At 68.9% G+C, this 23,060-nt stretch carries 23 protein-coding genes; 9 read left to right on the forward strand and 14 right to left on the reverse strand.

Annotated features, from left to right (window positions below; genetic code table 11):
* Nucleotides 1–23: 23 nt before the first annotated feature.
* From SSMG_RS29800 to SSMG_RS29825, 6 genes are all read right to left on the reverse strand, one after another.
* Complete coding sequence (locus SSMG_RS29800) at nt 24–1,220, reverse strand: cytochrome P450 (RefSeq protein WP_009082211.1); 1,197 nt, start codon at nt 1,218–1,220, stop codon at nt 24–26.
* Nucleotides 1,217–2,485 carry a methylaspartate mutase gene (locus SSMG_RS29805; RefSeq protein WP_009082212.1) on the reverse strand — a complete coding sequence of 423 codons (1,269 nt, stop codon included), beginning with the start codon at nt 2,483–2,485 and terminating at the stop codon, nt 1,217–1,219. The genes SSMG_RS29800 and SSMG_RS29805 overlap by 4 nt, the downstream gene beginning before the upstream one ends.
* A complete protein-coding gene (locus tag SSMG_RS29810) occupies nt 2,482–2,958 on the reverse strand; it encodes a cobalamin B12-binding domain-containing protein (protein ID WP_009082214.1) in 477 nt (158 codons plus the stop codon). Before SSMG_RS29810 ends, SSMG_RS29805 begins: the two co-directional genes overlap by 4 nt.
* The gene (locus SSMG_RS29815) at nt 2,955–4,169 is read right to left on the reverse strand and encodes a decarboxylase (protein ID WP_009082215.1); all 1,215 of its coding nucleotides are present in this window, start codon (nt 4,167–4,169) and stop codon (nt 2,955–2,957) included. The genes SSMG_RS29810 and SSMG_RS29815 overlap by 4 nt, the downstream gene beginning before the upstream one ends.
* Nucleotides 4,166–5,626, reverse strand: coding sequence for an AMP-binding protein (locus tag SSMG_RS29820; RefSeq protein WP_009082220.1), 1,461 nt, complete (start codon nt 5,624–5,626; stop codon nt 4,166–4,168). The genes SSMG_RS29815 and SSMG_RS29820 overlap by 4 nt, the downstream gene beginning before the upstream one ends.
* 196 nt (nt 5,627–5,822) lie before the next feature.
* Nucleotides 5,823–7,319: an AMP-binding protein gene (locus SSMG_RS29825; protein ID WP_037715267.1), complete on the reverse strand. Its 1,497-nt coding sequence runs from the start codon at nt 7,317–7,319 to the stop codon at nt 5,823–5,825.
* 234 nt (nt 7,320–7,553) lie between these two features.
* Between SSMG_RS29825 and SSMG_RS29830 the strand changes: the two genes are divergently transcribed.
* Entirely contained in the window at nt 7,554–7,799 is a 246-nt protein-coding gene (locus SSMG_RS29830) for a phosphopantetheine-binding protein (protein ID WP_037715269.1), read from the forward strand.
* Here SSMG_RS29830 and SSMG_RS29835 read toward each other — a convergent pair.
* A complete protein-coding gene (locus SSMG_RS29835) occupies nt 7,792–8,751 on the reverse strand; it encodes an ACP S-malonyltransferase (protein ID WP_009082223.1) in 960 nt (319 codons plus the stop codon). The two genes, SSMG_RS29830 and SSMG_RS29835, sit on opposite strands and share 8 nt — an antisense overlap.
* Nucleotides 8,744–9,676, reverse strand: a complete 933-nt coding sequence (locus SSMG_RS29840) for a proline iminopeptidase-family hydrolase (protein ID WP_009082225.1) — start codon at nt 9,674–9,676, stop codon at nt 8,744–8,746. Before SSMG_RS29840 ends, SSMG_RS29835 begins: the two co-directional genes overlap by 8 nt.
* 233 nt (nt 9,677–9,909) lie before the next feature.
* Between SSMG_RS29840 and SSMG_RS29845 the strand changes: the two genes are divergently transcribed.
* The 3 genes from SSMG_RS29845 to SSMG_RS29855 are packed head-to-tail and all read left to right on the forward strand — an operon-like array spanning nt 9,910 to nt 12,955.
* Nucleotides 9,910–11,172 carry a nucleotide disphospho-sugar-binding domain-containing protein gene (locus tag SSMG_RS29845; protein ID WP_009082226.1) on the forward strand — a complete coding sequence of 421 codons (1,263 nt, stop codon included), beginning with the start codon at nt 9,910–9,912 and terminating at the stop codon, nt 11,170–11,172.
* A complete protein-coding gene (locus tag SSMG_RS29850) occupies nt 11,163–12,278 on the forward strand; it encodes a sensor domain-containing protein (protein ID WP_037715271.1) in 1,116 nt (371 codons plus the stop codon). The genes SSMG_RS29845 and SSMG_RS29850 overlap by 10 nt, the downstream gene beginning before the upstream one ends.
* A gap of 23 nt (nt 12,279–12,301) precedes the next feature.
* The gene (locus tag SSMG_RS29855; protein WP_009082231.1) at nt 12,302–12,955 is read left to right on the forward strand and encodes a response regulator transcription factor; all 654 of its coding nucleotides are present in this window, start codon (nt 12,302–12,304) and stop codon (nt 12,953–12,955) included.
* 351 nt (nt 12,956–13,306) lie between these two features.
* Here the strand turns inward: SSMG_RS29855 and SSMG_RS47800 are convergent, their stop codons facing one another.
* From SSMG_RS47800 to SSMG_RS29870, 5 genes are all read right to left on the reverse strand, one after another.
* Complete coding sequence (locus SSMG_RS47800; RefSeq protein WP_353611806.1) at nt 13,307–13,468, reverse strand: acyl-CoA carboxylase epsilon subunit; 162 nt, start codon at nt 13,466–13,468, stop codon at nt 13,307–13,309.
* Nucleotides 13,408–13,554, reverse strand: a complete 147-nt coding sequence (locus SSMG_RS47300) for a hypothetical protein (protein WP_234392768.1) — start codon at nt 13,552–13,554, stop codon at nt 13,408–13,410. Before SSMG_RS47300 ends, SSMG_RS47800 begins: the two co-directional genes overlap by 61 nt.
* 774 nt (nt 13,555–14,328) lie before the next feature.
* Nucleotides 14,329–15,897, reverse strand: a complete 1,569-nt coding sequence (locus SSMG_RS29860) for an acyl-CoA carboxylase subunit beta (RefSeq protein ID WP_037715272.1) — start codon at nt 15,895–15,897, stop codon at nt 14,329–14,331.
* Nucleotides 15,890–16,660, reverse strand: coding sequence for a thioesterase II family protein (locus SSMG_RS29865; RefSeq protein WP_009082236.1), 771 nt, complete (start codon nt 16,658–16,660; stop codon nt 15,890–15,892). The genes SSMG_RS29860 and SSMG_RS29865 overlap by 8 nt, the downstream gene beginning before the upstream one ends.
* Before the next feature lie 368 nt (nt 16,661–17,028).
* Entirely contained in the window at nt 17,029–17,715 is a 687-nt protein-coding gene (locus tag SSMG_RS29870; protein ID WP_037715275.1) for a GNAT family N-acetyltransferase, read from the reverse strand.
* Between the two features lie 149 nt (nt 17,716–17,864).
* Here SSMG_RS29870 and SSMG_RS29875 point away from each other — a divergent pair, with 149 nt between their 5' ends.
* Both SSMG_RS29875 and SSMG_RS29880 read left to right on the forward strand, forming a co-directional pair.
* Nucleotides 17,865–18,587, forward strand: coding sequence for a VOC family protein (locus SSMG_RS29875; protein ID WP_009082241.1), 723 nt, complete (start codon nt 17,865–17,867; stop codon nt 18,585–18,587).
* Nucleotides 18,588–18,608: 21 nt separating this feature from the next.
* A complete protein-coding gene (locus SSMG_RS29880; protein ID WP_009082243.1) occupies nt 18,609–19,097 on the forward strand; it encodes a GNAT family N-acetyltransferase in 489 nt (162 codons plus the stop codon).
* Nucleotides 19,098–19,104: 7 nt separating this feature from the next.
* Here SSMG_RS29880 and SSMG_RS29885 read toward each other — a convergent pair whose 3' ends face one another.
* Nucleotides 19,105–19,557, reverse strand: a complete 453-nt coding sequence (locus SSMG_RS29885) for an Lrp/AsnC family transcriptional regulator (protein ID WP_199786023.1) — start codon at nt 19,555–19,557, stop codon at nt 19,105–19,107.
* A gap of 140 nt (nt 19,558–19,697) precedes the next feature.
* On the opposite strand from SSMG_RS29885, the gene pdhA reads away from it, so the two are divergent.
* Genes pdhA through SSMG_RS29900 form a run of 3 tightly spaced genes read left to right on the forward strand, consistent with a single transcriptional unit; the run spans nt 19,698 to nt 23,058 of the window.
* Entirely contained in the window at nt 19,698–20,798 is a 1,101-nt protein-coding gene (gene pdhA / locus SSMG_RS29890; RefSeq protein WP_009082246.1) for a pyruvate dehydrogenase (acetyl-transferring) E1 component subunit alpha, read from the forward strand.
* On the forward strand, nt 20,795–21,811 hold the full coding sequence (locus SSMG_RS29895) for an alpha-ketoacid dehydrogenase subunit beta (RefSeq protein ID WP_037715279.1): 1,017 nt from the start codon (nt 20,795–20,797) through the stop codon (nt 21,809–21,811). Before pdhA ends, SSMG_RS29895 begins: the two co-directional genes overlap by 4 nt.
* The gene (locus SSMG_RS29900) at nt 21,811–23,058 is read left to right on the forward strand and encodes a dihydrolipoamide acetyltransferase family protein (protein WP_009082249.1); all 1,248 of its coding nucleotides are present in this window, start codon (nt 21,811–21,813) and stop codon (nt 23,056–23,058) included. Before SSMG_RS29895 ends, SSMG_RS29900 begins: the two co-directional genes overlap by 1 nt.
* Nucleotides 23,059–23,060 lie beyond the last annotated feature (2 nt).

Genomic DNA, 23,060 nt, shown 5'->3' on the forward strand with positions numbered 1-23,060 from the left:
AAAACGTCGTTAGGGGCGGGAAATCACCAGGCGACGCGCAGCAGCGACGGGCCGCGCACGATCACCCCGTACTCCCATTTCACGCCCTCGCGCCCGTCCGCGAGCCGCAATTCCGGAAAACGCTCCAGAATCGCTTTCAGCGCCTCCTGCAGTTCCAGCCGGGCCAGCTGCGCCCCGATGCAGTGGTGCGCGCCGTGCCCGAACGCGACGTGCGGGTTCGGGCTGCGGGTCAGGTCGATGACGTCCGGATTCGCGAACACCTCCGGATCCCGGTTCGCCGCGTGCAGCGCGGGCAGCACCGGATCGCCCGCCCGCACCACGACGCCGCCGATCCGGATGTCCTCGCGGGCATACCGGGCGAACATCGCCGCGGTGTTGATCGGCACCCATCGCAGCAGTTCCTCCACCGCGGTCGGCATGATTTCCGGCTGCGCCCGCAGCTGTGCGAGCAGTTCCGGCTGCGTCAGCAGGGTGAACACGAAACTCGGCAACGCCGAGGAAACGGTCTCCACGCCGCCGGTGAGCAGACCCGCGCCGGCGATCGAGATCAGCTCGTTCTCGCTGAGCTTGTCCCCGGCGTCGCGGGCGAAGACGAGCGCGCCGAGCAGGTCGTCCGTCGGATCCTCGCGGCGTTGCGCGACCAGCTTGGCCACGTAGTTGTCCAGCTGGTCGCCGTAGACGTCGAGCACGTCGCCCTTCGCCGTGGCGTCGCTGACCAGCGCCTGGGTCCACTCGCGGAAGATCGTGTGATCCTCCTTCGGCACGCCGAGCAGGTTGCAGATCACCGTGACCGGCAACGGCCGCGCGAGGTCCTCGACGATGTCGCCGGGCGCGCCGTTCTCGATCATCCCGTCGATCAGCTCGTGCACCAGCGTGCGGACGCTTTCGCGCATCGCCTCCAGCCGGCGCGCGGTGAACGCCTTCATCACCAGGCGGCGCAGGCGGCTGTGGTCCGGCGGGTCCATGCCCATGATGCCGTCGCCCATCTGCTGGCGGCGCATCCTCGGCTGGTCGAGCCCCTGTGCCAGTTCGCGGCTGAACCGCGGGTCGGCGGTCACCAGCTTGACGTCGGCGTACTTCGTCGCCAGCCAAGCCGGTTCGCCGAACGGCAGCTGCACCCGGCTCATCGGCTCGTCGCGCTGCAACTGGTGGTAGGTCTCGGAAACGGACGTCTCGTGCATGTCGAACGGATACGCCCGGACAGTCCGGCGAGTGCTCATCGCGAATCCCCTCCGATCGCGGTCATCGGCTGCTCCAATGCCTCGGTGTCATGGGTGTGCTGGACGTAGGAAAGCGCCGACATCAGCGTCGACGAGGTGATCCGGCCGCTCGGCGCGCGTTCGGCGATCCCGCGCAACGGCAGCGAGCCGAGTTCGGACCAGCCGAGCCTGCCGTCCGCGTCGAGCGTGCTCCGCGCCTGGCCCGCGTTGTCCGGATGCAGGCAGTACGGCACGTCGAGCAGGCCGCGTTTGAAGGCGACCACCAGCGCCCGGTCGAGATCGGCATGGCTGTTGAGGACCGCGTCGACCAGGGCGTAGGCCTCGCGGTACACCTGGTTGTCTTCGGCCACCATGGCCTTGCCGCCTTTTGCCGACGCGGCCGCGTGTTCGAGCGCGGTCACGTTCTCCGCGACGGTCGGGATGCGGTGTGCTTCGGCCGCGGTCTTGACGATCAGCCGTTCCGAACCGGTGCTCATCGCCAGCTCCGCGGCCTTGCCCAGCAGCAACATTGCGCCATCGGGCGTGCGCGGGAAGAGACCCATGTAGGCGTAGATCACCACGTGCCAGGTCGCTTCCGGCAACAACTCGGCGCACAACCGGCGCAGCGCGGCAACAGCTTCCCGATCCTGCTGCAGGTTCGTCTGCTGGGCGTAGCTCACCGAGATGCTGCGCACGCCCTTGCGGTAAAAGAACAACGCCTCCAGCACGCTGATCGCGACCAGTTCGCTCGGCGGACACAGCTGTCCGAGCATGCAGCCGCCGAACGTCTCCAGATGCGGACGGCCGCCCGGATGGTCCGCGTCGACCAGCAGCTCGCAGCACTGTGCCCAGTTCCGCACGGATTCGTCGAGCGGCGTGCGGCTGTAGGGCAGGCAGTAGGAAATCGGCCCGCCTTCGGTGGCATGCAGACCGGCGGCGATCATCGCGCGGAAGATGTCTACCGGCCGAGCCGAACCGTGCCGGACCTGCACCGGGAAATCCGGGCCTTCGAGACCGTCGAGCATCGCCCGGGTCACCTCGGAAGGATGGTTGACGATCGGGTACCCGTTGAGCGGAATTCCGTTGCGCAGCGCGTGTTCCGCGGACTCGGTGTCGCGGACGCGGGTGTAGCTGTCGAGCGTGAGCGTGCCGACGGTCGCGGCGTTCGCATGCTTGGTCGCGACCAGCCCGGCGCGCATCGCGGCCGGACTGTCGAAGCCCATGCGCGGCTGCACGACCAGTTCCCCGGCCGCGTGCCGCTGCGCGACGAACCGCTCGAAGCTCACGCTCCCTCCAGCTGGGTGACCCCGCCGGGAAGCGTTGCCGCGAAATGCCGGAAGGCGGCGGCGTTCTGCTCGTCGAAAACCCCGTCGAACCCGGCGAACAGCAGTTCCGCGGTCTGTTCCTCGGACAGCGGACCGCCGGTGCCGAGCTTTCCGCCGATGACGATCGGCAACCGGCGCAGCTCCGGCAGCGCCCGCAGCCGCTGCACGACCCGCAGGCCGTCCTGGTAGCCGTGTCCGTTGACGCTGCTCAGCACCAGCATCGCCGGACGGCGGCTGACGCATTCGGACTCGAGAAGTTCGTCCGGGACGCACGCGCCCAGGTTGACGACGTCGAAGCCGAGTTCCGCCACGAGAAGTTCGAGGTAGACGAGGTTCCAGGTGTGCGAGTCCGACGCCATGCTGCTCACGATCACCGTGCGCCCGCTCGGTTCTTCGATGACGCTGCCACCGTAAGCGCGGACCTCCTCGCTCATGGCGACACCTCATAAGCCCGCTGATAGTCCAATCGCGACACTGAGACGACCTCGTCGCCGCGGACCACGACTTCGGTCGGCGCGGGACGGCCGAGGAAGCTGATCAGGCTCGCGGTGACGCCGTACGCGCCGACGTTCGGCACGGTCAGCAGGTCTCCGGCGGCCAGCTCGGGCAGCTTCGCGGCCTTCGACAGCGAGTCCCCGGGAGTACACAGTGGACCGACGAGCTGGCCCGGATTGTCGCCGACCTGCTCGACCCCGACCGCGGCGGGCAGCAGCCGGCCGATCCCGGAGAGGCCGCCGACCACGTTGATCCCGGCGTCGAGAATGACGAACCGATGACCCCGGCTCTCCTTCACGTTCACGACCCCGGCCAGCAGCGTCCCGCAGGTTCCGGAAAGGTAGCGGCCGGATTCGCAGGCCAGCTCGACCTCGCCGCTGCGCCACTCGGGCAGGTAGAGATCGAGAAGCTGCTCCAAACCGTTGCGCAGCTTCGGGTAATCGGTGCGCTCGCCGGGAACCGCGTACGGCGACGAGAACCCGCCACCGATGTCGAGCAGTTCCAGCGGCAGCCCCGTCTCCTGCCGCAGCTGCGCGGCCGACTGCAGCACGAACTCGTACTCGGCGAGCAGCGCGTCCTCGTCCTGCGCATTGCTCATGGTGAAGAAGTGCGCGCCCACGATCTTTGTCCCGCCGACCGCCTTGAACAGCGGCATCAGCTCGGGCAACGTCTCGGCGTCGACCCCGAACTGCGACGGACGGCCCATCATCCGGATCCCGGTCGACGCACTGCCCTGCGTGGTGTTCACCCGCAGCAGGCAACGCGCGACGGTGTCCTGCCGTTCCGCCGCGGCGCCGACGTGCTGCAGGTCAGTCAGCGATTCCACGGAGAACAACCGGACGCCGGCGGCGAGCGCGGCCGCCAGCTCCCCGTCGGTCTTGCCCGGGCCGGTGTAGAGGATGTCTTCCGGGGCGAACCCGGCGGTCAGCGCGTTGGCCAGCTCGCCGGTCGAGCTGATCTCCGCCCGGCACCCGCCCTCGCGGAGTTCGCGGGCGATCTCCGGATGCGGGTTGGCCTTCAGCGCGTAGTAGACCGCGAACCCCTCCGGGAGCAGGCCGAACAGCTGATCGCGCGACTGCGCGGTCACGTCCAGGTCGTACACGTAAGCCGGCGTGCCGAACCGTGCGGCCAGCTCGTCGTACTTGCTCATTTGCGGGCACCTTCCACCAGCAGGGCGAGTTCCTTGGTCGCGTTCTTGCCGTGCGCGGTGAGCGGGAACTCGTCCACGACGTGGCACAGCGCGGGCACCTTCTGCGGCTCGAGCCGCTGCGCCAGTTCCTTGAGCACCGTGGTCGGCGGCAGGTCGCTCTCCACGCAGATCGCCAGGTCGCGCGTGTCGCTCGGCGGGATCGCGCCCGCCGCGCGCACGCCCGGGATGTCCATCGCGGCGGCTTCGATCTCCAAAGTGGACATCCGGATTCCCTTGCGCTTGAACATGTCGTCGCGGCGGCCCTCGAAGTAGAGGTAACCGTCCTCGTCGAGGCGGCCGTAATCGCCGGTGTGCAGGCGCAGCTCGCCGGTGGCCTCGTCGCGGCGGAACGCTCGCGCGGACAGCTCCGGGGCGCGCCAGTAGCCCGGCATCACGTGCGGTCCGGCGGCCACGATCTCGCCGATTTCCCCAGCGGGCACCGGAGTTCCGTCGGCGGCGAGGATGTGCACGGTCGTGCCGGGCAGCGGAAGGCCCGACGAGCCCGGACGTTCGGCGTCCTCCTCGGGCGGCATGATGGTGATCCGCTTGCACTCGGTCTGGCCGAACTGCCGGACGACGCGGACGCCGGGGAATGCGGCGCGGAGCTTGGCGATGGTCGAATCCGGCAGCGCCGCACCGGTGTTCGTGAACAGCCGCACCGGAGCCGCTTCGCCCTGCTCCCGTTCGGCCAGCGTGGCGATCATCGTCGCGAGCGAAGGCACGATCGGGACCACCGTCGCGCCGACCTCGCGCATCCGCTGCAGCAGGCGAAGATCCGACTCGGCGTCGGCCAGCACGATCTCGCTGCGGCCGAGCGTCGAGAGGAGGACTTTGTACAGGCCGTAGTCCCAGGACATCGGGAACCGGCAGAACACGACGTCGTCCTGGCGGTAACCGAGTACTGCCTGGATCGCGCCCGCCGCGAAGGTCACCTGCCGGTGCGGCCCGATGACGCCCTTCGGCGCGGCCGTGCTGCCGGAGGTGTAAACGAGAACCGCGACGTCGTCCAGGTCGACTTCGGTCGGCTCTACGCGGGTCTTTTCGCGGTAAGACTCTTCGACTTCCGTCCACAGTGGAGCGAACTCGGCGGGCTGAAGGATCAGCACCGGTTCGGCGTTCTCGACGACCGAATCGAAGTGGAACTGCTTCATCGCCGGGTTGATCGGCACGAACACCGCGCCCCGGCGGGAAGTGCCGTGAAAGAGCGCGACCAGCGCCCGGTCCGTCGGCAGTTGCACCACCACGCGATCACCGCGCTTCACCCCGCGCCGCGCGAGGACCGCCTCGACCGCGTGACTCCAAGCGGCCAGTTCGGCATACGTCCACACCCCCGCCCGATCGCGCACCGCGGCGGCGTCCGGCGCACTGGCCGCCGCCGCGTCGAGCAGGGCATGGACGAGAGAACCGGATTCGTTCACGACTGCCACTCCCGAAAGGATTCGTAGAATCACCGTGCCTGCGCGGGACAGCTCCCCGACGTCGGAAAGTTATCCGCGCGCAGGCCGTGATCCACACCCCTAACGGCCCCTAGCTGGCACTCTGCCGCCCCGCCCAAACGCCGTGAAGGGCTCCTTGAGGGAATCTGATTCCCTCAAGGAGCCCTTCACGGACGGGTCAGGCGGGCACGGGGGCGAGGATCTCCGCGGCGCGTGCGGCGAGCGTCTTCCGGTCGATCTTGCGGTTGGAATTCAGCGGGAACTCTTCGACATGCTCGTACCGCCGCGGAATCACGCCCTCCGGCAGCACTGCCCGCAGTGCCCGCACCAATTCGATCACCGGCCGCCGCGGTCCGGTGTAGAAGACGAACAGCTCAGTCCCGCTGTCCCCTTGGACGCCCAGCGCCACCGCCTGCACCCCGCACGTCTCCAGCGCGTGCTCCACCTCGGTCAGCTCCACGCGCCAGCCGAGCACCTGCACCTGCGAATCGAGCCGCCCCAGGTACGCGAGATCGTCGCCGCCAAGCCGACGCACCCGGTCACCGGTGCGGTAGAACCGTTGCCCGTCACGGTCGAGGAACCGACCCTTCTCGTCGGCTGGGTCGAGGTATCCCGGCGTCAGCTGCGGTCCGGCGATCGCGAGTTCACCCTCGCCTGCCTCGTTTTCGTCGATGAGCAGATACTCGTGTCCCTCGTGCACCGCGCCGATCGGCACCACGCCGTTCACCGCGACCTGCGGGGTTTCCTCGTCGTCCCAGCGGTATCCGGCAATGGTGATGGTCAGCTCCGTGGGGCCGTAGAGGTTCTCGGTCACGGAGTTGCCCGCCGCTGCCCGCCAATCTGCAGTGTCGCGCACGGTCAGTGCTTCCCCGGCGAAGAAGCTCCACCGCAGGCCCGGCATCGCGCCTGGGGTGAGCCGTCCGGTGCGGCGCACCAGGTCGATCGCACTCGGCGTGGAGAACCACACGGTGAGGCCGCGCTCCTCCACGAACGCCGGCACGTTCCGGTAGGCCGCGCCGGGCAGGACCACCGCTTCCGCGCCCGCGCCCCACGCGCAGAAGAGGTCGAACATCGCGCAGTCGAAGTTCAGGTCGAACGTCTGGGAGAAGACGTCGTCCGGCGTGAAGTCGTATCGCGCGTCGAGCAGGCCGAAGTAATGCTCGGTGGAACCGTGGCCGATCCGGACTCCCTTCGGCCGCCCGGTGGAACCCGAGGTGAAAAGCACGTACGCGGAGTCCTCGGGCCGCACGTCCTTGGGCTCGCTGAGTGCGTGTGCCGCGTTCAGCCCGTTCCGGTTCACCTCCGGCGCCAGCAGCGTCTTCACCTCCGGAGCCACGGTCAGTCCGCGTTCGTCGGCGATGAGCGCGTCCACCTCGGCGGCCTCGACCATCTGCGCGGTCCGGGCCGCCGGGAAATCCGGCCGCAGCGGGACGACCGTCGCCCCCGCGTACAACCCGGCCAGAATCCCGGCGTAAGCGGTGACGCCCTTCCCAGCCAGCACCCCTACCGTGCGGGCGCCGGACTCCGCCAGGGCGCCGCCCCACAGCAACGCCCGCTCGTGCAGCTCGCCGTAGGTCAGCGTCTGCCCGCCGGCGCTGACCGCCGGCCGGGGCTCGGAACGGGCCAGCCCGCGCAGAAACCGCGCGTGCAGTCCCGAGGTGGTCGTCGTGTCCATCGTGGTCCTCCGCGTTGCTGTGCCGATCGCTGCTGACCCGACCACAGTCACCGCCTGCTGGCTTCGCGGCAATGGTTGCGTGCCGGGTGCGGGGTCGGCTTGCTTTCGGCCGGATCGGTAATAGGGGTGCCGCTGCGTCGCTCAGAAGCGGCGGCGCGGGGTAAAGTTCAAAACCGAACCGGGCGGTCGGTTTCCCCGCCTGGCGAAGTGCCCGACCCAGCCACCGGAGTAGCCATGTGGGACAGCTCTTTCGACGAAGCCCTCCGCCCGTACCTTCCGTTCCTGCCCGCCGACGAGGCGCTGACCGCCGAGACCCCGCTCAAGGAGTACGGCCTCGACTCGCTCGCCACGGTGGAACTGCTGGCGGTGCTGGAGGAGAAGTACAACGTCCGGTTCTCCGACGACGCGCTGAACCTGGAGACGTTCGAGAACCCCGGACGCCTCTGGAACACGCTGTCGGGCCTGCAGCCGGCTAGCTGACCCGCGAGGGACCCGCGCCGCGCCGCCGCGGCTGCAGCGCGAGCCGCGGGTTCACCGTGGTCACCTCGAACCGGCTGGTCGTGGCCCGGACGCGGCCGAACAGCGTGTCCGGCCCGGCCACCCACAGCTTGCGCACGCCGAGCTGCGCGAGCGACGAGACGACGTCCGGCCAGCGCAGCGGTTCGACGATGCTGTCCAGCAGCATCGTGCGGACCTGCTCGCCGGACCGCAGCACCGAACCGTCCTGGTCAGCGATGATCGGAAGGAGGGGATCATGGAAGTCGAGGCCGCCGAGCACCTCGTCCTCGGCCTTGCGCCGCAACGCGCCGAACGCGCGCGAGTGCAGCGGAGGACGCATCGTGTACAGCGACAGCCCGCCCATGCCCCGCACGGTCTGCTTGAGCCAGTCGAGATTCCGCTCCCGCACCGAGACCATGTAGAAGTCGTGGTCGATGTAGCAGGAGATGTCCGACCATTCGCCGCGCCCCTCCAGTTCGGTCAGCGCGTCGCGCAGTTTCTCTTCCGGCGTGCGGACGAACGAGTGCGTGACGACGTCGGTGTGCTCGGTCGCGAAGAACTCGTCGAGGCACTGCGCGAGCTTCGCGGTCATCCACACCGCGTCCGGGAAGGTCAGCGAACCGGCGTACACGCTGGCCGGTTTCTCGCCGAAGCTCGGCCCGGTGCAGTAGTCCGGGCTCATCCCGTACTCCTGTTCGGCCCATTCGGCGAGCGCGACGCAGGTGAGCATGAACCCGACCTGGGCGTACTCGGAATAGTCGCCCTCGGCCTCGCGGAAGCGGTCGACCAGCGAGTAGCCCAGCCGGTCGTCGGCGTCCTTGATGAGCCTGCGCGCGAACGGGTTGATGAGCAGGAACTTGCCGAAGTCGACGAACCGGCACGGGCTCATCCCGGGGAACACGACCGCCGATCCGGCCTGGCTGGCCTCATCCATGACTGGCGACCTCTCTTTCGGCGGGGGAATGGACTTCCTGCAGGAATCCCAGCAGGATTTCGCGGAACCGTTCCGGCTCCTCGAGATGGGGGACGTGGCTCGACTCCGGGAGGATCTCCCAGCGCACGTCGTGGATCCGGTCGTAGTACGGCTGCACGGTGGCCGGGGTGGCCTCGTCGTGCGCACCGGAGATGAGCAGGGTCGGCACCTCGATGTCGTCGAGGCGGTCGATCACCGAATAGTCCGCGAGCGTGCCGGTGACGGTGAACTCGCTGGGACCGTTCATCACCGAGTAAACCGTGTTGTTGTCGGCCATCTCCATGAACGAGGCGAGATAGTCGGCCGGCCACGGCAGCACGCGGCAGACGTGCCGGTCGTAGAAGACGCGCATGAGGTCGAAGTACTCCTGCGTGTCCGTGGTGCCGGCGGCCTCGTGCGCTCGCAGGCCCTCGTCGACGCCGGGCGGCAGCAGCGCGCGCAGCCGGTCCATCTCGCTGCGCCACAGCTCGTACGACGCGGGCGAGTTGGCGATCACCAGTCCGCGCAGGCCGTCCGGGCGTTCGGCGGCGTGCCGCGCGACGACGAGCCCGCCCCACGACTGTCCATAGAGGACATAGTTGTCCTCGATGCCGAGCCGGTGCACCAGGTTGTCCAGCTCGTCGCCGAACAGCTCCGGATTCCAGAACCCGGGATCGGCGTCCGGCAGCCGGGTGGACCCGCCGCTGCCGAGCTGGTCGTAGTGCACGACCGGGAATCCGTGTCCGGCGAGTTCGGTCAGGCTCAGCAGGTAGTCGTGCGTGCTGCCCGGCCCGCCGTGCACCACGACCACGGCGGGAGCCGCTCCTCCCGGTTGCCCGGTGACCCGGTACCAGGTGCGGTGCTCGCCGAACGGGACCCAGCCTTTCGCGGTGGGCGCCACGGCCATGCTCATCACCTCGTTCGCCTCCCTCGTCCTTCTCCGGCGCGACGCGGCCGGCTCCGGTTACCTGTCTATCCGTCGCGAGCCGCGCGCCACTAGCCCCTAAGGGGCGTCTAAAGCCGGTCCAAACCCTCCTGCCCCGCGCCGGATTCAGGGGTCCCCTACCGGGTGGGCGCGGGCCCGGCGCGGCCCTACCGTTTCCCTTGTCCTCCTGTGACTACGAACCCGGAGCTGCCGCGATGCGCGTGATGCTGATGGTCTTCCCGACGAGGACGCACGTTTACAGCATGGCTCCGGTGGGCTGGGCGCTGGCCGCGGCCGGGCACGAGGTCCGCTTCGTCGGGCAGCGCAACCCGCGCGAGGTCGCGTCGTTCGCCGAGACCGGGCTGGACGCCATGTGGTTCGGCGACGAACTCGACATCGCCCGGCACCGCCAGCTCCAGGTCGACGGCAACAACGCGATGCAGGGCGACTTCCGGATCTCCGAAAGCCGTCCCGAGCGCTACACCGACGAGTACGTGCGCAACGTGTACGAGCACTGGGTCGACGTGTTCCGCTGGACCACGCCGGACTCGCTGCTCGACGAACTCGTCCGCTTCGCCCGGCAGTGGCAGCCGGACCTCGTGGTGTGGGACCCGATGATCTACGCCGCGCCGATCGTCGCGCACGCGCTCGGCGTGCCGCACCTGCGGATGATGTACGCCGCCGACCAGACCGCCCGGATCGGCGCGCAGTACCGCGACCTCAGAGCCAGCCGCCCCGAGGACACCTCGCCGGACCCGTTCGTGACGTGGATGTCCGCCGCGGTCGGCCGATTCGGCGCGGACTACGACGAAACCCTGCGCTACGGCGTGCGGACCATCGACTGCCATCCGTCGTATCTGCGCTACGACGGCGTGGACGTCGACTACGTCCCGGCCCGGTTCGTGCCGCAGAACAAGCCGATGGCGATCCCCTCGTGGGTGCTCGAGCAGCCGGAGCGGCCGCGGGTGATGCTCACCCTCGGCATCTCCAACCGGCAGGTGCTCGGCGTCGAGGAGACCTCCGTCGGCGACCTGCTGGACGGCCTCGCCGACCTCGACATCGAGGTGATCGCCACGTTGAACGCGAGCCAGCTCGCGTCCGTGCGCGCGATCCCGGACAACGTCCGCGCGGTCGATTTCGTGCCGATGAACGAACTTCTCGCCTCGTGCTCCGCGATCGTGCACCAGGGCGGCGGCGCGACGATCAGCAACGCGGTCGTGAACGGCGTCCCGCAGCTGGTCATCCCGGGCACCACGTGGAGCGAACGCGTCTCGGCGGTGGCTCAGGAGAAGCGCGGCAACGGTTTGCTGGTGGACCTCGAGGACGTGACGCCCGCGAGCGTCCGGGCGGGAGTGTGCCGGCTGCTGGAAGAACCGTCCTTCCGGGTATGCGCGCTCGAGGTGCGCGACGAGATGCTGGCGACGCCCACCCTCGACGACCTCGTACCGGAACTGGAACGGATCGCGCGATGCCCGTGACGCGGCCGCCGACCATGCGGGCGATCGGGTTTCTCGTGCTGAGCCTCCCGATCCGCCTCGCCGCGTTCGTGCTGATCCTGGTGACCATGCTGGTCGGCGTCGCGACGACGATGCTGTGGATCGGCATCCCCATTCTGCTGATCGCGACCTCGCTGATGCGTTCGTACTGCTCCTTCGAACGACGCTGGGCGCGGCAGATGCTCGACGTCGCCGTCGCCGAACCCGTCCGCCGACGTCCCGCCGGCCCCGGCATGCTCGCGGTGTGGCAGGCAAGGCTGCTCGACCCCGTCACCTGGCGCGAGTTCGCCTTCGTGCTCGTCGCTTTTCCGCTGGGGATAGTGGAATTCGTGGCGGGCGTCGTGTCCATCGCGGTACCTCCTTTCGGTATTTTCGTGGCGCCGCGCATCGGAACGCTGCACGGCGAGCTGGCGACCTCGTTCCTCGGCCCGAACCGCACCGCGCAACTGGAGGCGCGCACGCAGCAGCTGCAGAACTCGCGAGCGCGCGGAGTCGACGCGGTGGAGGCCGAACGACGCCGGATCGAACGAGACCTGCACGACGGTGCGCAGCAGCGGCTGGTGTCCGTCGCGATGAGCCTGGGCCGCGCCCAGCTCAAACTCGACCTCGACGACCCGACCGCGGTCCGCGAACTCATCGGAGCCGCGCACGCCGACGCCAAACTCGCTGTCTCGGAGTTGCGTGACCTCGCGCGAGGCATCTACCCGCCGGTGCTCCAGGATCGCGGCCTGGACGCGGCGCTGTCTTCTCTTACCGCAAGAATGCCTATCCCTATTGAGGTCGAGGTTACCGTAGAACCCCGTCCGCCCGCACCTGTCGAGACGACGACTTATTTCATCGTGAGCGAAACGCTCGCGAACGTCACCAAACATTCCGGCGCCGACCGCGCGTCCGTGCGAGTGACCCGCGACGACGACACCGTGGTCGTCGAGATCACCGACAACGGCCACGGCGGCGCGTCGATGCGCCCCGGCGGCGGCCTGGCCGGACTGGCCGACCGCGCCGCCACGATCGACGGAGTGCTCACCGTCGTCAGCCCCGCCGGCGGCCCCACCGTCGTGCGGGCCGATCTGCCCGTCCGCTGGTGAATCCTTCTGTGGAGGCAAGGAAAATGCGCGTCGTGATCGCCGAAGACTCGGTGCTGTTGCGGGCCGGAGTGCAAAGCCTGCTCGCGGACGTCGGCATCGAAACCGCCGCCGCCGTCGACAACGGCGACGACCTGCTGGTGGCCATCCGAGACCACAGACCGGATCTGGTCATCGCCGACGTCCGCATGCCCCCGACCTTCACCGACGAGGGTTTGCGCGCGGCTTTGGCCGCCCGTAAGGAAATCCCCGGCCTGCCGGTCCTGGTGGTGTCGCAATACGTCGAAGGAAGCTACGCGGTAGACCTGATCGCGGAAGGCACCTCCGGCGTCGGCTACCTGCTGAAGGAACGAGTCGCCGACGTCGCGGACTTCCTGGAAGCAGTCCGCCGCGTCGCCGACGGCGGATCAGCCATCGACCCGGACGTGGTCGCCCAGATGCTGTCCCGCAGCCGGGATCCGCTGGAAGCCTTGACCGCGCGCGAGACGGAGGTGCTGGCGCAGATGGCGCAGGGGCTGTCGAACACCGCCATCGCCAAGGCTTTCGTGGTAACCCAGGGGGCCGTGGAAAACCACATCAGCAACATCTTCGCCAAGCTCGGGTTGGAAGCCAGCCGGGACCAGAATCGCCGGATCCGCGCTGTACTGACCTATTTGGACAGTACCGCCGTGCACGCCTGATTCACCGGATCGATACCGTGCAGATGTTCGACCGGCGGCGGTAGCTTGGAGATATGGATCTTGGACCTGTCCCCGTGTCGTCCGTTGCGGACGAGGTAATTGTTTCCCTGTGGCGCAAGGCTTCCGCGCACCGCACTTCCGCTGATCGCGCTGCTGTCGATCGCGTTGTTGTCAACCGTCGCCGGTCACTGTGGCCGCAGTTGCGGTCGAAATCGACACTCCGCCCCAGTTGGCTCTTCCGAAGAACCACTCTCCGCACCGCCGCAGAAACCGCAATCGCGGCCGCACGAAAGGCCCGCATCGCCCTACGCCGATGCGGACCCGGCTCCCCAACGCCATCCGCGGGCCGGTCTACCGAGCCCGCCAACTCGTCGCGGGAACAAACCTTGCCGACGGTTGCCGAGGTGACGGCACAGCAATTCCCCCACGCCCATCCCTGGCTTTATGACCAATCACAGCCAGCGCCACCAGAAGAGCAGCCACTTCAACGTCATCCGGGTTACCGCGCACCACACGTACTGCGGGAGCTGCCACCGCAGCAGGCTGTTCACCGTGCTCTCCAGCAGCTTCCCGTTCAGCCGACGCTGCCACCGAAGCATGCCAATGATCGTGCTTCTGAGCAGCTTCGAGTTCCGTCGAATCCCCCTGTGCCGCAGGGTTCCTCGCCTCGCCAGCGTCTGCAGCCGACGCCATCGAAGCACGCCGCGCATCATCCGCAGGAGCAGTTTCCACGCCTGCGGCTTCTTTCGACGCCGCAGGAAGCCGTGTCCTGGCCGAACCTGCGCTCCCTGCCGTCACCTCGCTCCGTGCGCGGCGCGTCCCGCCAGCGCCCTGCCGCCGCTCCGCAAGAAGTCCCGCCCTGTCCGCTCCCGAACCGACCGGCATCCCAGCCGATTCCGCAGACGAGACGAGCACCTTCGACCCACCCCCAGCCGCGGATGCTGCCACCGCACCAAGCTCCCCACCCGAACCGAAACCAGCCAAGTCCCTCGGCTCCGCAGGAACCGCACCCGCGCCTGGACCGCCGGGAACCCCAACCGACCCATCCCGCACCGCAGTCAACCCCGGCTCAGCCAAGCCCCCGCGCGCAACAGGCACCCCCGCCGCCCCCGACCCACCAACTCCAGCCGAGCCCGAACCGACGCCGCCCGACTGAGGAACCGACGCAACCACTCCCGACCCCGCACGAATCCCATCCGCACCCGAACCGCCCGGCACTCCAGCCGCCTCATCCCGCACCGCAGTCAACCCCGCCTCAGCCAAGCCCCCGCGCGCAACAGGCAACCCCGCATCACCAGGCTCAGGAACCGAGGCAACCACCCCAGCCGACCCCAACACATCCCCCATCCCCCGACGCCCGCCCCAGACCCCCATCACATCGGCGGGTTCCCGTGCTTGCGCGCCGGAACGTCGGCGTGCTTGGCCCGCAGCATCGCCAGCGACCGGATCAGCATTTCGCGCGTCCGGCCGGGCTCGATGACGTCGTCGACCAGTCCTCGCTCGGCCGCGTAGTACGGGTGCATCAGCTCGGTCTTGTACTCCTTGATCTTCTGCCGCCGCACCGCGTCCGGGTCGTCGGCCGCGTTGATTTCGCGGCGGAAGATCACGTTCGCCGCGCCCTCCGCGCCCATCACGGCGATCTCGTTAGTCGGCCATGCGAGCGAAACATCCGCGCCGATCGACCGCGAGTCCATCACGATGTACGCGCCGCCGTAGGCCTTCCGCAGGATCACCTGCACCCGCGGCACCGTCGCGTTGCAGTAGGAGTACAGCAGCTTCGCGCCGTGCCGGATGATGCCGCCGTGTTCCTGGTCCACCCCGGGCAGGAAACCCGGCACGTCGACCAGCGTCACCAGCGGAATGTTGAACGCGTCGCAGGTCTGCACGAACCGAGCGGCCTTCTCGCTCGCCTCGATGTCGAGGACCCCGGCGAGCGTCGCCGGCTGGTTCGCCACGATCCCGACCACGTGCCCGTCGAGCCGCGCCAACGCGCACACCACGTTCGTCGCCCAGGCGGCGTGCACCTGCAGGAACTCGCCGTCGTCGACGATTTCCTCGAGCACCGCGCACATGTCGTACGCGCGGGCCGCGTCGGTCGGCACCACCTCGAGCAGCTTGTCCGTGCGACGATCCGCCGGATCGGCCGTCGGCTCCACCGGCGGAACCTCATTGTTGTTGGACGGCAGCAACGAAATCAGGTACCGCACGTCCTCCAGGCAGCTGGGTTCGTCGTCGTAGACGAACGCGGCGACCCCCGACGTCGAGGCGTGCACGTCCGCGCCGCCGAGACCGTTCTGGGTGATCTCCTCGCCGGTCACCGCGTGCACCACGTCCGGGCCGGTGATGAACATCTGCGAGGTTTCCCGCACCATGAACACGAAATCCGTCAGCGCGGGCGAATAAGCGGCGCCACCGGCACACGGGCCGAGCATCACCGAGATCTGCGGGATGACCCCCGAAGACCGGGTGTTGCGCTGGAAAATCCCGCCGTACCCAGCGAGCGCCGTCACGCCCTCCTGAATCCGCGCACCGGCGCCGTCGTTGAGCGACACCAGCGGAGCACCGGCCGCCGCGGCGAGATCCATCACCTTGTGGATCTTCTGCGCGTGCGCCTCGCCCAGCGCGCCACCGAAGATGCGGAAATCGTGGGCGTACACGAAAACCGTGCGGCCAAACACCGTCCCCCACCCGCACACCACACCGTCCGAGTAGGGCTTGCGGTGTTCGAGACCGAAGGCGGTCGCGCGGTGCCGCCGCAAGGACTCGATCTCGGTGAACGAGCCCGGGTCGAGGAGCAGCTCGATGCGCTCGTGCGCGGTCAGCTTGCCGCGGTCGTGCTGCCGGGCCGTGGCGGCGTCATCGGGACCGCGGCGCGCGGCCTCCTTGATCTCCCGCAGTTCCTCGAGTCTGCTGTCGAATCCGACCGCCAGTGCCTCAGACATGTGCACGCCCCTTGTCGACAAGCCGATCGGTCAGATGCCGCAGAATCACGTCCTGGTGGCGGGTCAGGAAGAAATGGCCACCGGCGAGCGGGACCAGCTCGAAGCCCGCCGCAGTGTGGTCGCCCCACGACCGGACCTCGTCGACCGACGCGACCGGGTCGGCGGTGCCGGTGAACGCGACCACGGGAGCCGCCAGCGGCGAGCCCGGCTGGTACCGGTAGGTCTCCACGGCGCGGTAGTCGTTGCGCACCACGGGAAGGATCATCCGCACGACGTCGTCGTCACCGAGCAAGTCCATCTCGGTGCCGCTCAACCGGCGCAGTTCGTCGATCACGCCCTCGTCGGTACGGGTGTGCACGTTCTCGTCGCGATGCCGCGACGGCGCCCGACGGCCAGAGACGAAGAGCGTGTCCACCGCGGTGCCCGCGGCCTCGAGCCGGCGCGTCACCTCGAAGGCGATCATCGCGCCCATGCTGTGCCCGAACAGAGCGAGCGGCAGGTCGTCCCGGCCGCGCAGCAGGGCGGCGATCCGGTCAGCCAGCGCGTCGATGGTGGTCAGGAACGGTTCGTGCCGCCGGTCCTGCCGGCCCGGGTACTGCACCGCCAGCACCTCGATGTCCGGCGTCAGCGCCCGCGAAACCGGGAAGTAGAACGGAGCCGAACCTCCGGCGTGCGGCAGGCACACCAGCCTTGCCTTCGCCTCGGGCGACGTGTGGAAGCGGCGAAACCAGCTGTCGTCGTCGGAATGCGCGCTACCCGTCATGTCGTCCCACCGCCTTTCCGACGTCTGCGCCGGGACGACCCGGCCACGGATCCTTCTTCGCCGACCCACGGTAACCGCGCCCACCGCGCGCAACGACCCCTAACTCTCGCTAAGTCCACAATGGACAGTCAGGTCCGACCCCTAGGCAGAAGGAGTCCTTCGCACGCAGCCAACGTTCGTCCTCGTCCCCGGCCCACATGCCACCGGACGATGCTTCACCGCACTCCAACGCGAACTGGCCCTGCGCGGCCACCGCGGCATCGCCATCGATCCCGCAGTCCCGGCAACGCTGCCATCACGCACTCCGACAACATCGTGCACGTCATCGACCTCGTCGGACGTGTACGCGAAAACGGCACCGCCGCCGATTACCGCGAAGGAGCCCGATAAGCGCCGAACTGCATCGAGCGAGCAAGCCGGAACCCGAGCTTCTCGTACAACCGAATCGCGCCGGTGTTCGTCCCGGCGGCGTGGAGGAACGGCCGTTCCCCGCGGTCCCGGATCCCGGCGGCCACCGCCAGCACCAGGCGGGCCGCCAACCCCTGTCCTTGGAACGCCGGGTCCGTGCACACCGCGCTGATCTCCGTCCAGCCCGGCGGGTGCATCCGCTCGCCCGCCATCGCCACCAGCGCGCCGTCGCGGCGGATGCCCAGGTAAGTGCCGAAGGCGATCGTCCGGGGCAGGAACGGGCCGGGCTTCGTCCGCGACACCAGGTCGAGCATCTCCGGCACGTCCGCCTCGGTCAGGCGCACCGCCTCCGGGTCGGCGACTGCCGGGGCGGCGGATCCGTCCATCTGCACGCCGGCGATCTCGGCCTCGACCGTCCAGTCCGCGGGCGGCGGCGTTCCGACGCGGCCGACCACGACCGTCGACGCGCCCGGCCCGACGAGGTCGGCGATGTCGTCCCACACGCGGTCGTCCGGCTGGTCCGGCACGGCGAGGAACGGAGAGACGTCCACCGGATACCGCAGCACCTGCCCCTTCTGCTCCGCGAACGACGCGTGCGGGCCGCTCAACGCGGCCCAAGCGGGGTTTTCGAGCGGGGACGTGCTCATTCTCGCCTGCCATTCCAATCCGGGGTGCCCGTCCAGAATGCGTGGCCCGCACCCACCCCGGCCACCATCTCCCACATGCTGAGCGGCCGAGGACGGCAGCTGTCCGCGATCCGCCCTAGCGTCGCGCCATCACCGACGAAGGGACCCCGATGAGCACCGTCGACCGCAACCAGCCGCTCGGCACCCCGACCTGGATCGACCTCGCCGTACCGGACCTCGATCGCGCGCGACGCTTCTACGGCGCCGTCCTCGGCTGGACTTTCGACGGCAACCACTGCCTGCTACGTGACCTCCCGGTCGCTGGCCTGCGCCAAGCAGCCGACCCTCGAGCAGGCTGGACCGTTTACTTCGCCACCGACGACTGCGACCGCACCGCCAAAGCCGTCATCGCCGCAGGTGGCAAGCTCCTCGATCGACCCCACGACGACGGCGAGCACGCCCGCGCCGCCGTCGCGGAAGACCCGACCGGCGCACGATTCGGGCTCTGGCAAGGCCGCGGACTCCCCGGTGCCCGGCTCGTCAACGAACCCAGCACCCTGATGCGCAACGACCTCGTCACGCCCGCGCCCCAGCCAGCGCGCGATTTCTATTGCGAGGTCTTCGCCTTCACCCTGGACGGCAACGACGACCTGCCCGGCGTCGACTTCACCTTCCTTCGCCGCCCGGACGGCCACGAAATCGGCGGCGTCCTCGGCGATCCGTCCGCCAAAACACCGGCGTGGGGCACCTTGTTCCTCTCCACGGACGCCGACGCAGCCGGGGCCCGGGCGGTCGAGCACGGCGGCGAGATCGTCGAAGCACAGGACAGCCCGTACGGCCGCATGGTGACCGTCAAAGATCCGTTCGGCGCGGAATTCGTCCTCGGCTCCTGAACCCGGTGCTAAACAGGACAGGTGGACCTCGAAACCCTCCCCGGCGCGACCCTGCTTCCCGCGACCCCTGACGACGCCGCCGAGCTGATGGTGCTCCAGCGGTGCTGCTGGGTTCAGGAAGCCCTGCTCAACAACACCCTGGAGCATCCCGCGCTGACTGAAGACCTCGCCGAGGTCCGCGAGTCGATCAAGACCTGGCGCAGTTGGGTCGTCCGGCAGGGACACCGGCTGGTCGGAGCGGTCCGCGCCCGCGCCACCGAGGACAACGGCTGGGAGATCGGCCGCTTGATGGTCGCGCCGGATCTCGCCGGACGCGGCCTCGGCCGGCTGCTCCTCGAACACGCCGAGCGGCACGCGCCGCCGGAGACGAAGCAGTTCGTCCTTTTCACCGGCGCGTCCAGCGAGCGCAACATCGCCCTCTACGAACGGGCCGGGTACCGCCGCGCGCCGATGCCGTTCGAAGCGGCCGGCGTCTACCAGCTCGCGGTCTACCTGGTCAAAGCGGCCTGACCAGGGCTCACAACTCGTCGAAGACCAGCACGGTGTGCGTCGAGAGCACGTCCGGCATGTTCTGCAACCGCTCGAACACCAAGTCCCGCAGGCTGTCCGCGTCGCGGGTCCGCACGAACAGGATCAGGTCGTTGTCCCCGGACACCAGGCCGCCGTGTTCGATTTCCGGGATGTGCTTGAGTTCCGCGCTCACCGTGCGCCACGAGTTCTGCGTGACTTTCAAGTACACGTACGCCGCCAGGCCCTGCCCCATCCGGCGCGGATCGGTGACGGCCGCGTACCCGGTGATCACTCCCTCGCGGTGCAGCCGCTCCACGCGCGTGTAGCAACCGGCCCGCGAAATATGCGCACGTTCGGCGAGCGCGCGCATCGAAGCGCGGCCGTCTTTCTTCAGCTCGGCGATCAGTTTCAGGTCGACCTCGTCCAGCGCCGCTGCCATTTGTCCACCAGGCTGGGACATCCGCGCCACCTCGCAAGCCAATCGTCCAACGCACCCGCCTCAATGAAGCCATCATTCCACAGTTCCCCGGCAAGTCTGGATCCCTGATCGGCCGACAGCGAATATCAGGGCCTACTCGTCTTCGTCGATGGGAGCTGTCGGTGACCACCACGGAACGCACTGCCGCGTCCTACTTCCTGCCCAGCGACGAGCCGCTCGGCCTCGTGACCGCCGACGGCACGCCGACGCCCGACCCGGCGCTCGCGATGCCCGCGGACGACGTCCTCCTCCGCCTCTACCGCGGCATGGTTTCCGGCCGCCGTTTCGACACCCAGGCCACCGCGCTCACCAAACAGGGCCGGCTCGCGGTGTACCCGTCGGCGCGCGGGCAGGAGGCTGCCGAGATCGGCTCGATCCTCGCGCTTCGCCCGCAGGACTGGCTTTTCCCGACCTACCGCGACTCGATGGCCGTCGTGGCGCGCGGCGTCGATCCGGTCGAGGTGCTCACGCTGCTGCGCGGCGACTGGCACTGCGGCTACGACCCATACCGCGCCAACGTCGCCCCGCAGTGCACGCCGCTCGCCACCAACACGCTGCACGCGGTCGGCTTCGCGCACGCTGCGCGGGTGAAGGGCGAAGACACGGTCTCGCTCGTTCTCGTCGGCGACGGTGCCACCAGTGAAGGCGACACGCATGAAGCGCTGAACTTCGCCGCTGTCTGGAAGGCACCGGTGGTCTTCCTCGTACAGAACAACGGCTATGCCATCAGCGTCCCGCTCGAGAAGCAGACCGCCGCGCCTTCGCTCGCGTACAAGGGTGTCGGATACGGCATGCCGTCCGTACTCGTTGACGGCAACGACGCTGCCGCCGTACACGCTGTCGTCGAGCAGGCAGTTGCGCGCGCTGCAGCCGGCGAAGGACCGACGCTCATCGAAGCGGTCACCTATCGCATGGAGTCGCACACCAACGCCGACGACGCGACGCGCTACCGCGAGAAGGCCGAAGTGGAGCAGTGGCTCACGCGCGACCCGATCAGCCGCCTCAAGCAGTACCTCACCGACCGCGGCCTTCTCGACGACAAGGCGCAGCAAGAGATCGACGCCCGCGCCGAGGAGGAAGCAGCGGCGCTGCGCGAGCGGATGAACGTCGACACCGAGCTGGACCCGGCGGATCTCTTCCGGCACGTCTACGCCGAACCGACCGCCGCGTTGCGGCAGCAGGCCGCCGAACTGGCGCACGAGAACACCGAGGACCAGGCATGACCGCCACTCTGGACACGACGCTGTCCCTCGCCGGCGCGCTCAACCGCGCCCTCGCCGACGCACTCGCCGAGGACGAGCGCGTGCTCATCTTCGGCGAGGACGTCGGCACGCTCGGCGGCGTCTTCCGCGTCACCGACGGACTCGCCGCGCGCTTCGGCGACACGCGCGTCTTCGACTCCCCGCTCGCCGAATCGGGCATCGTCGGCACCGCGATCGGGATGGCGATGAACGGCCTGCGCCCGGTGATCGAGATGCAGTTCGACGCGTTCGCCTACCCCGCGTTCGAGCAGATCACCAGCCACCTCGCCAAACTCCGCAACCGCACCAAGGGCCAGGTCGAACTGCCCGTGGTGATCCGCGTGCCCTACGGCGGCGGCATCGGCGGCGTCGAGCACCACTGCGACTCGTCCGAGGTCTACTACACGCACACGGCCGGTCTGCGCGTCGTCACCCCGGCCACGCCGGACGACGCGTACACCCTGCTGCGCGAAGCGATCGACAGCCCGGACCCGGTCATTTTCCTCGAGCCCAAGCGCCGGTACTGGGAAAAGGGAACCGTTGACCCGCAACGCCGTTCGCCCGGCCTCGACAAAGCGGTGATTCGCCGCGAAGGCACCGACGTCACCCTCATTTCCTACGGCGGCGCACTCGGCACGACTCTCGAAGCCGCGGAAGCCGCCGCCGAAGAGGGCTACAGCGCCGAGGTAATCGATCTGCGCAGCCTCGCGCCATTCGATCTGGAAACGGTCGCCGCGTCGGTGCGCCGCACCGGTCGCGCGGTCGTGGTGCACGAGGCGAGCCGATTCTGCGGTTACGGCGCCGAGGTCGCCGCGCAGCTGTCCGAGCATTGTTTCCATTACCTGGAAGCGCCGGTCCTGCGGGTCGCCGGCTTCGACATTCCTTATCCCGCACCGAATCTGGAACAGCACCACCTGCCGGGCGTCGACCGGATCCTGGACGCGATCGAACGCCTCCAGTGGGACGACGCGGCACCGCTCGACGGGGAGAAGTGATGGCCGTCTTCAAGCTGCCGGACCTCGGCGAAGGCCTGACCGAGGCGGAGATCGTCGCGTGGCACGTCGCGGTCGGCGACACCGTCACCGTGGACCAGACCGTCGTGGAAGTCGAAACCGCGAAGGCGAGCGTCGAGGTCCCGGTGCCGTTCGCGGGCCGAGTCGCGACCTTGCACGGCGCGCCCGGCGAGGTACTGACCGTCGGCAGCCCATTGATCACTGTGGACAGTGCCGCGGACTTCACCGAACCCGGCGTTGTCACTCCGGAAGGCAGCGGCAACGTCCTGATCGGTTACGGCACCAGCCAAACCCGCACCCGGCGGGCAAGGCGTCCGCGCGGCACTAAGGCACCTGCATCGGCACCGGCCGCCGCGGCAGCACCAAAGTCCACTTCGGACCGCGTCCGCGTGGTATCCCCACTGGTCCGCCGCCTCGCCCGCGAGTCCGGAGTGGACCTTCACGCACTCACCGGAACCGGCACCGACGGCATCGTGAGCCGCGCCGACGTAGAGCGCGCGATCGCCGCCACCGAGACCCCAGTGACCCCGGCGACAACGCCGGACGAGCAACGAATCCCTTTACGCGGACTACGGAAAACCGTCGCTGACAAACTCGCCCGCTCCCGCCGCGAGATCCCCGAGGCGACCGTCTGGGTGGATGTCGACGCGACCGAACTGCTGCGGCTGCGCACCGCGCTCAACAGCGATCCGCACGCACCGAAGATCAGCCTGCTCGCGCTCATCGGCCGGTTCGCCGTCGCGGGCCTGCGCCGGTTCCCCGAGCTGAACGCGCACCTGGAAGGCGACGAGATCGTCATCCCGTCCGCCGTGCACCTCGGCTTCGCCGCGCAGACTGATCGCGGCCTGGTCGTCCCGGTGGTCCAGAACGCGCACCAGCACCCCCTCGAAGACCTCTCCGCCGCGCTCGCCGACCGCACCGAGCAGGCCCGCGCCGGACGTCTCGCACCGGCCGATCTCACCGGCGGCACGTTCACCGTGAACAACTACGGCGTGTTCGGAGTGGACGGTTCGGCCGCCATCATCAACTACCCCGAGGTGGCGATCCTCGGCGTCGGCCGGATCATCGACCGGCCGTGGATCGTGGACGGCCAGGTCACCGCCCGCAAGATCACCGAGCTGACGCTGGCGTTCGACCACCGCGTCTGCGACGGCGGCACCGCGGGCGGGTTCCTCCGTTTCGTCGCCGACTGCATCGAAAACCCCGTACGGCTGCTTCGCACACTCTGAGG

This window comes from Streptomyces sp. AA4, from assembly GCF_000158875.1.
Taxonomy (GTDB): domain Bacteria; phylum Actinomycetota; class Actinomycetes; order Mycobacteriales; family Pseudonocardiaceae; genus Amycolatopsis.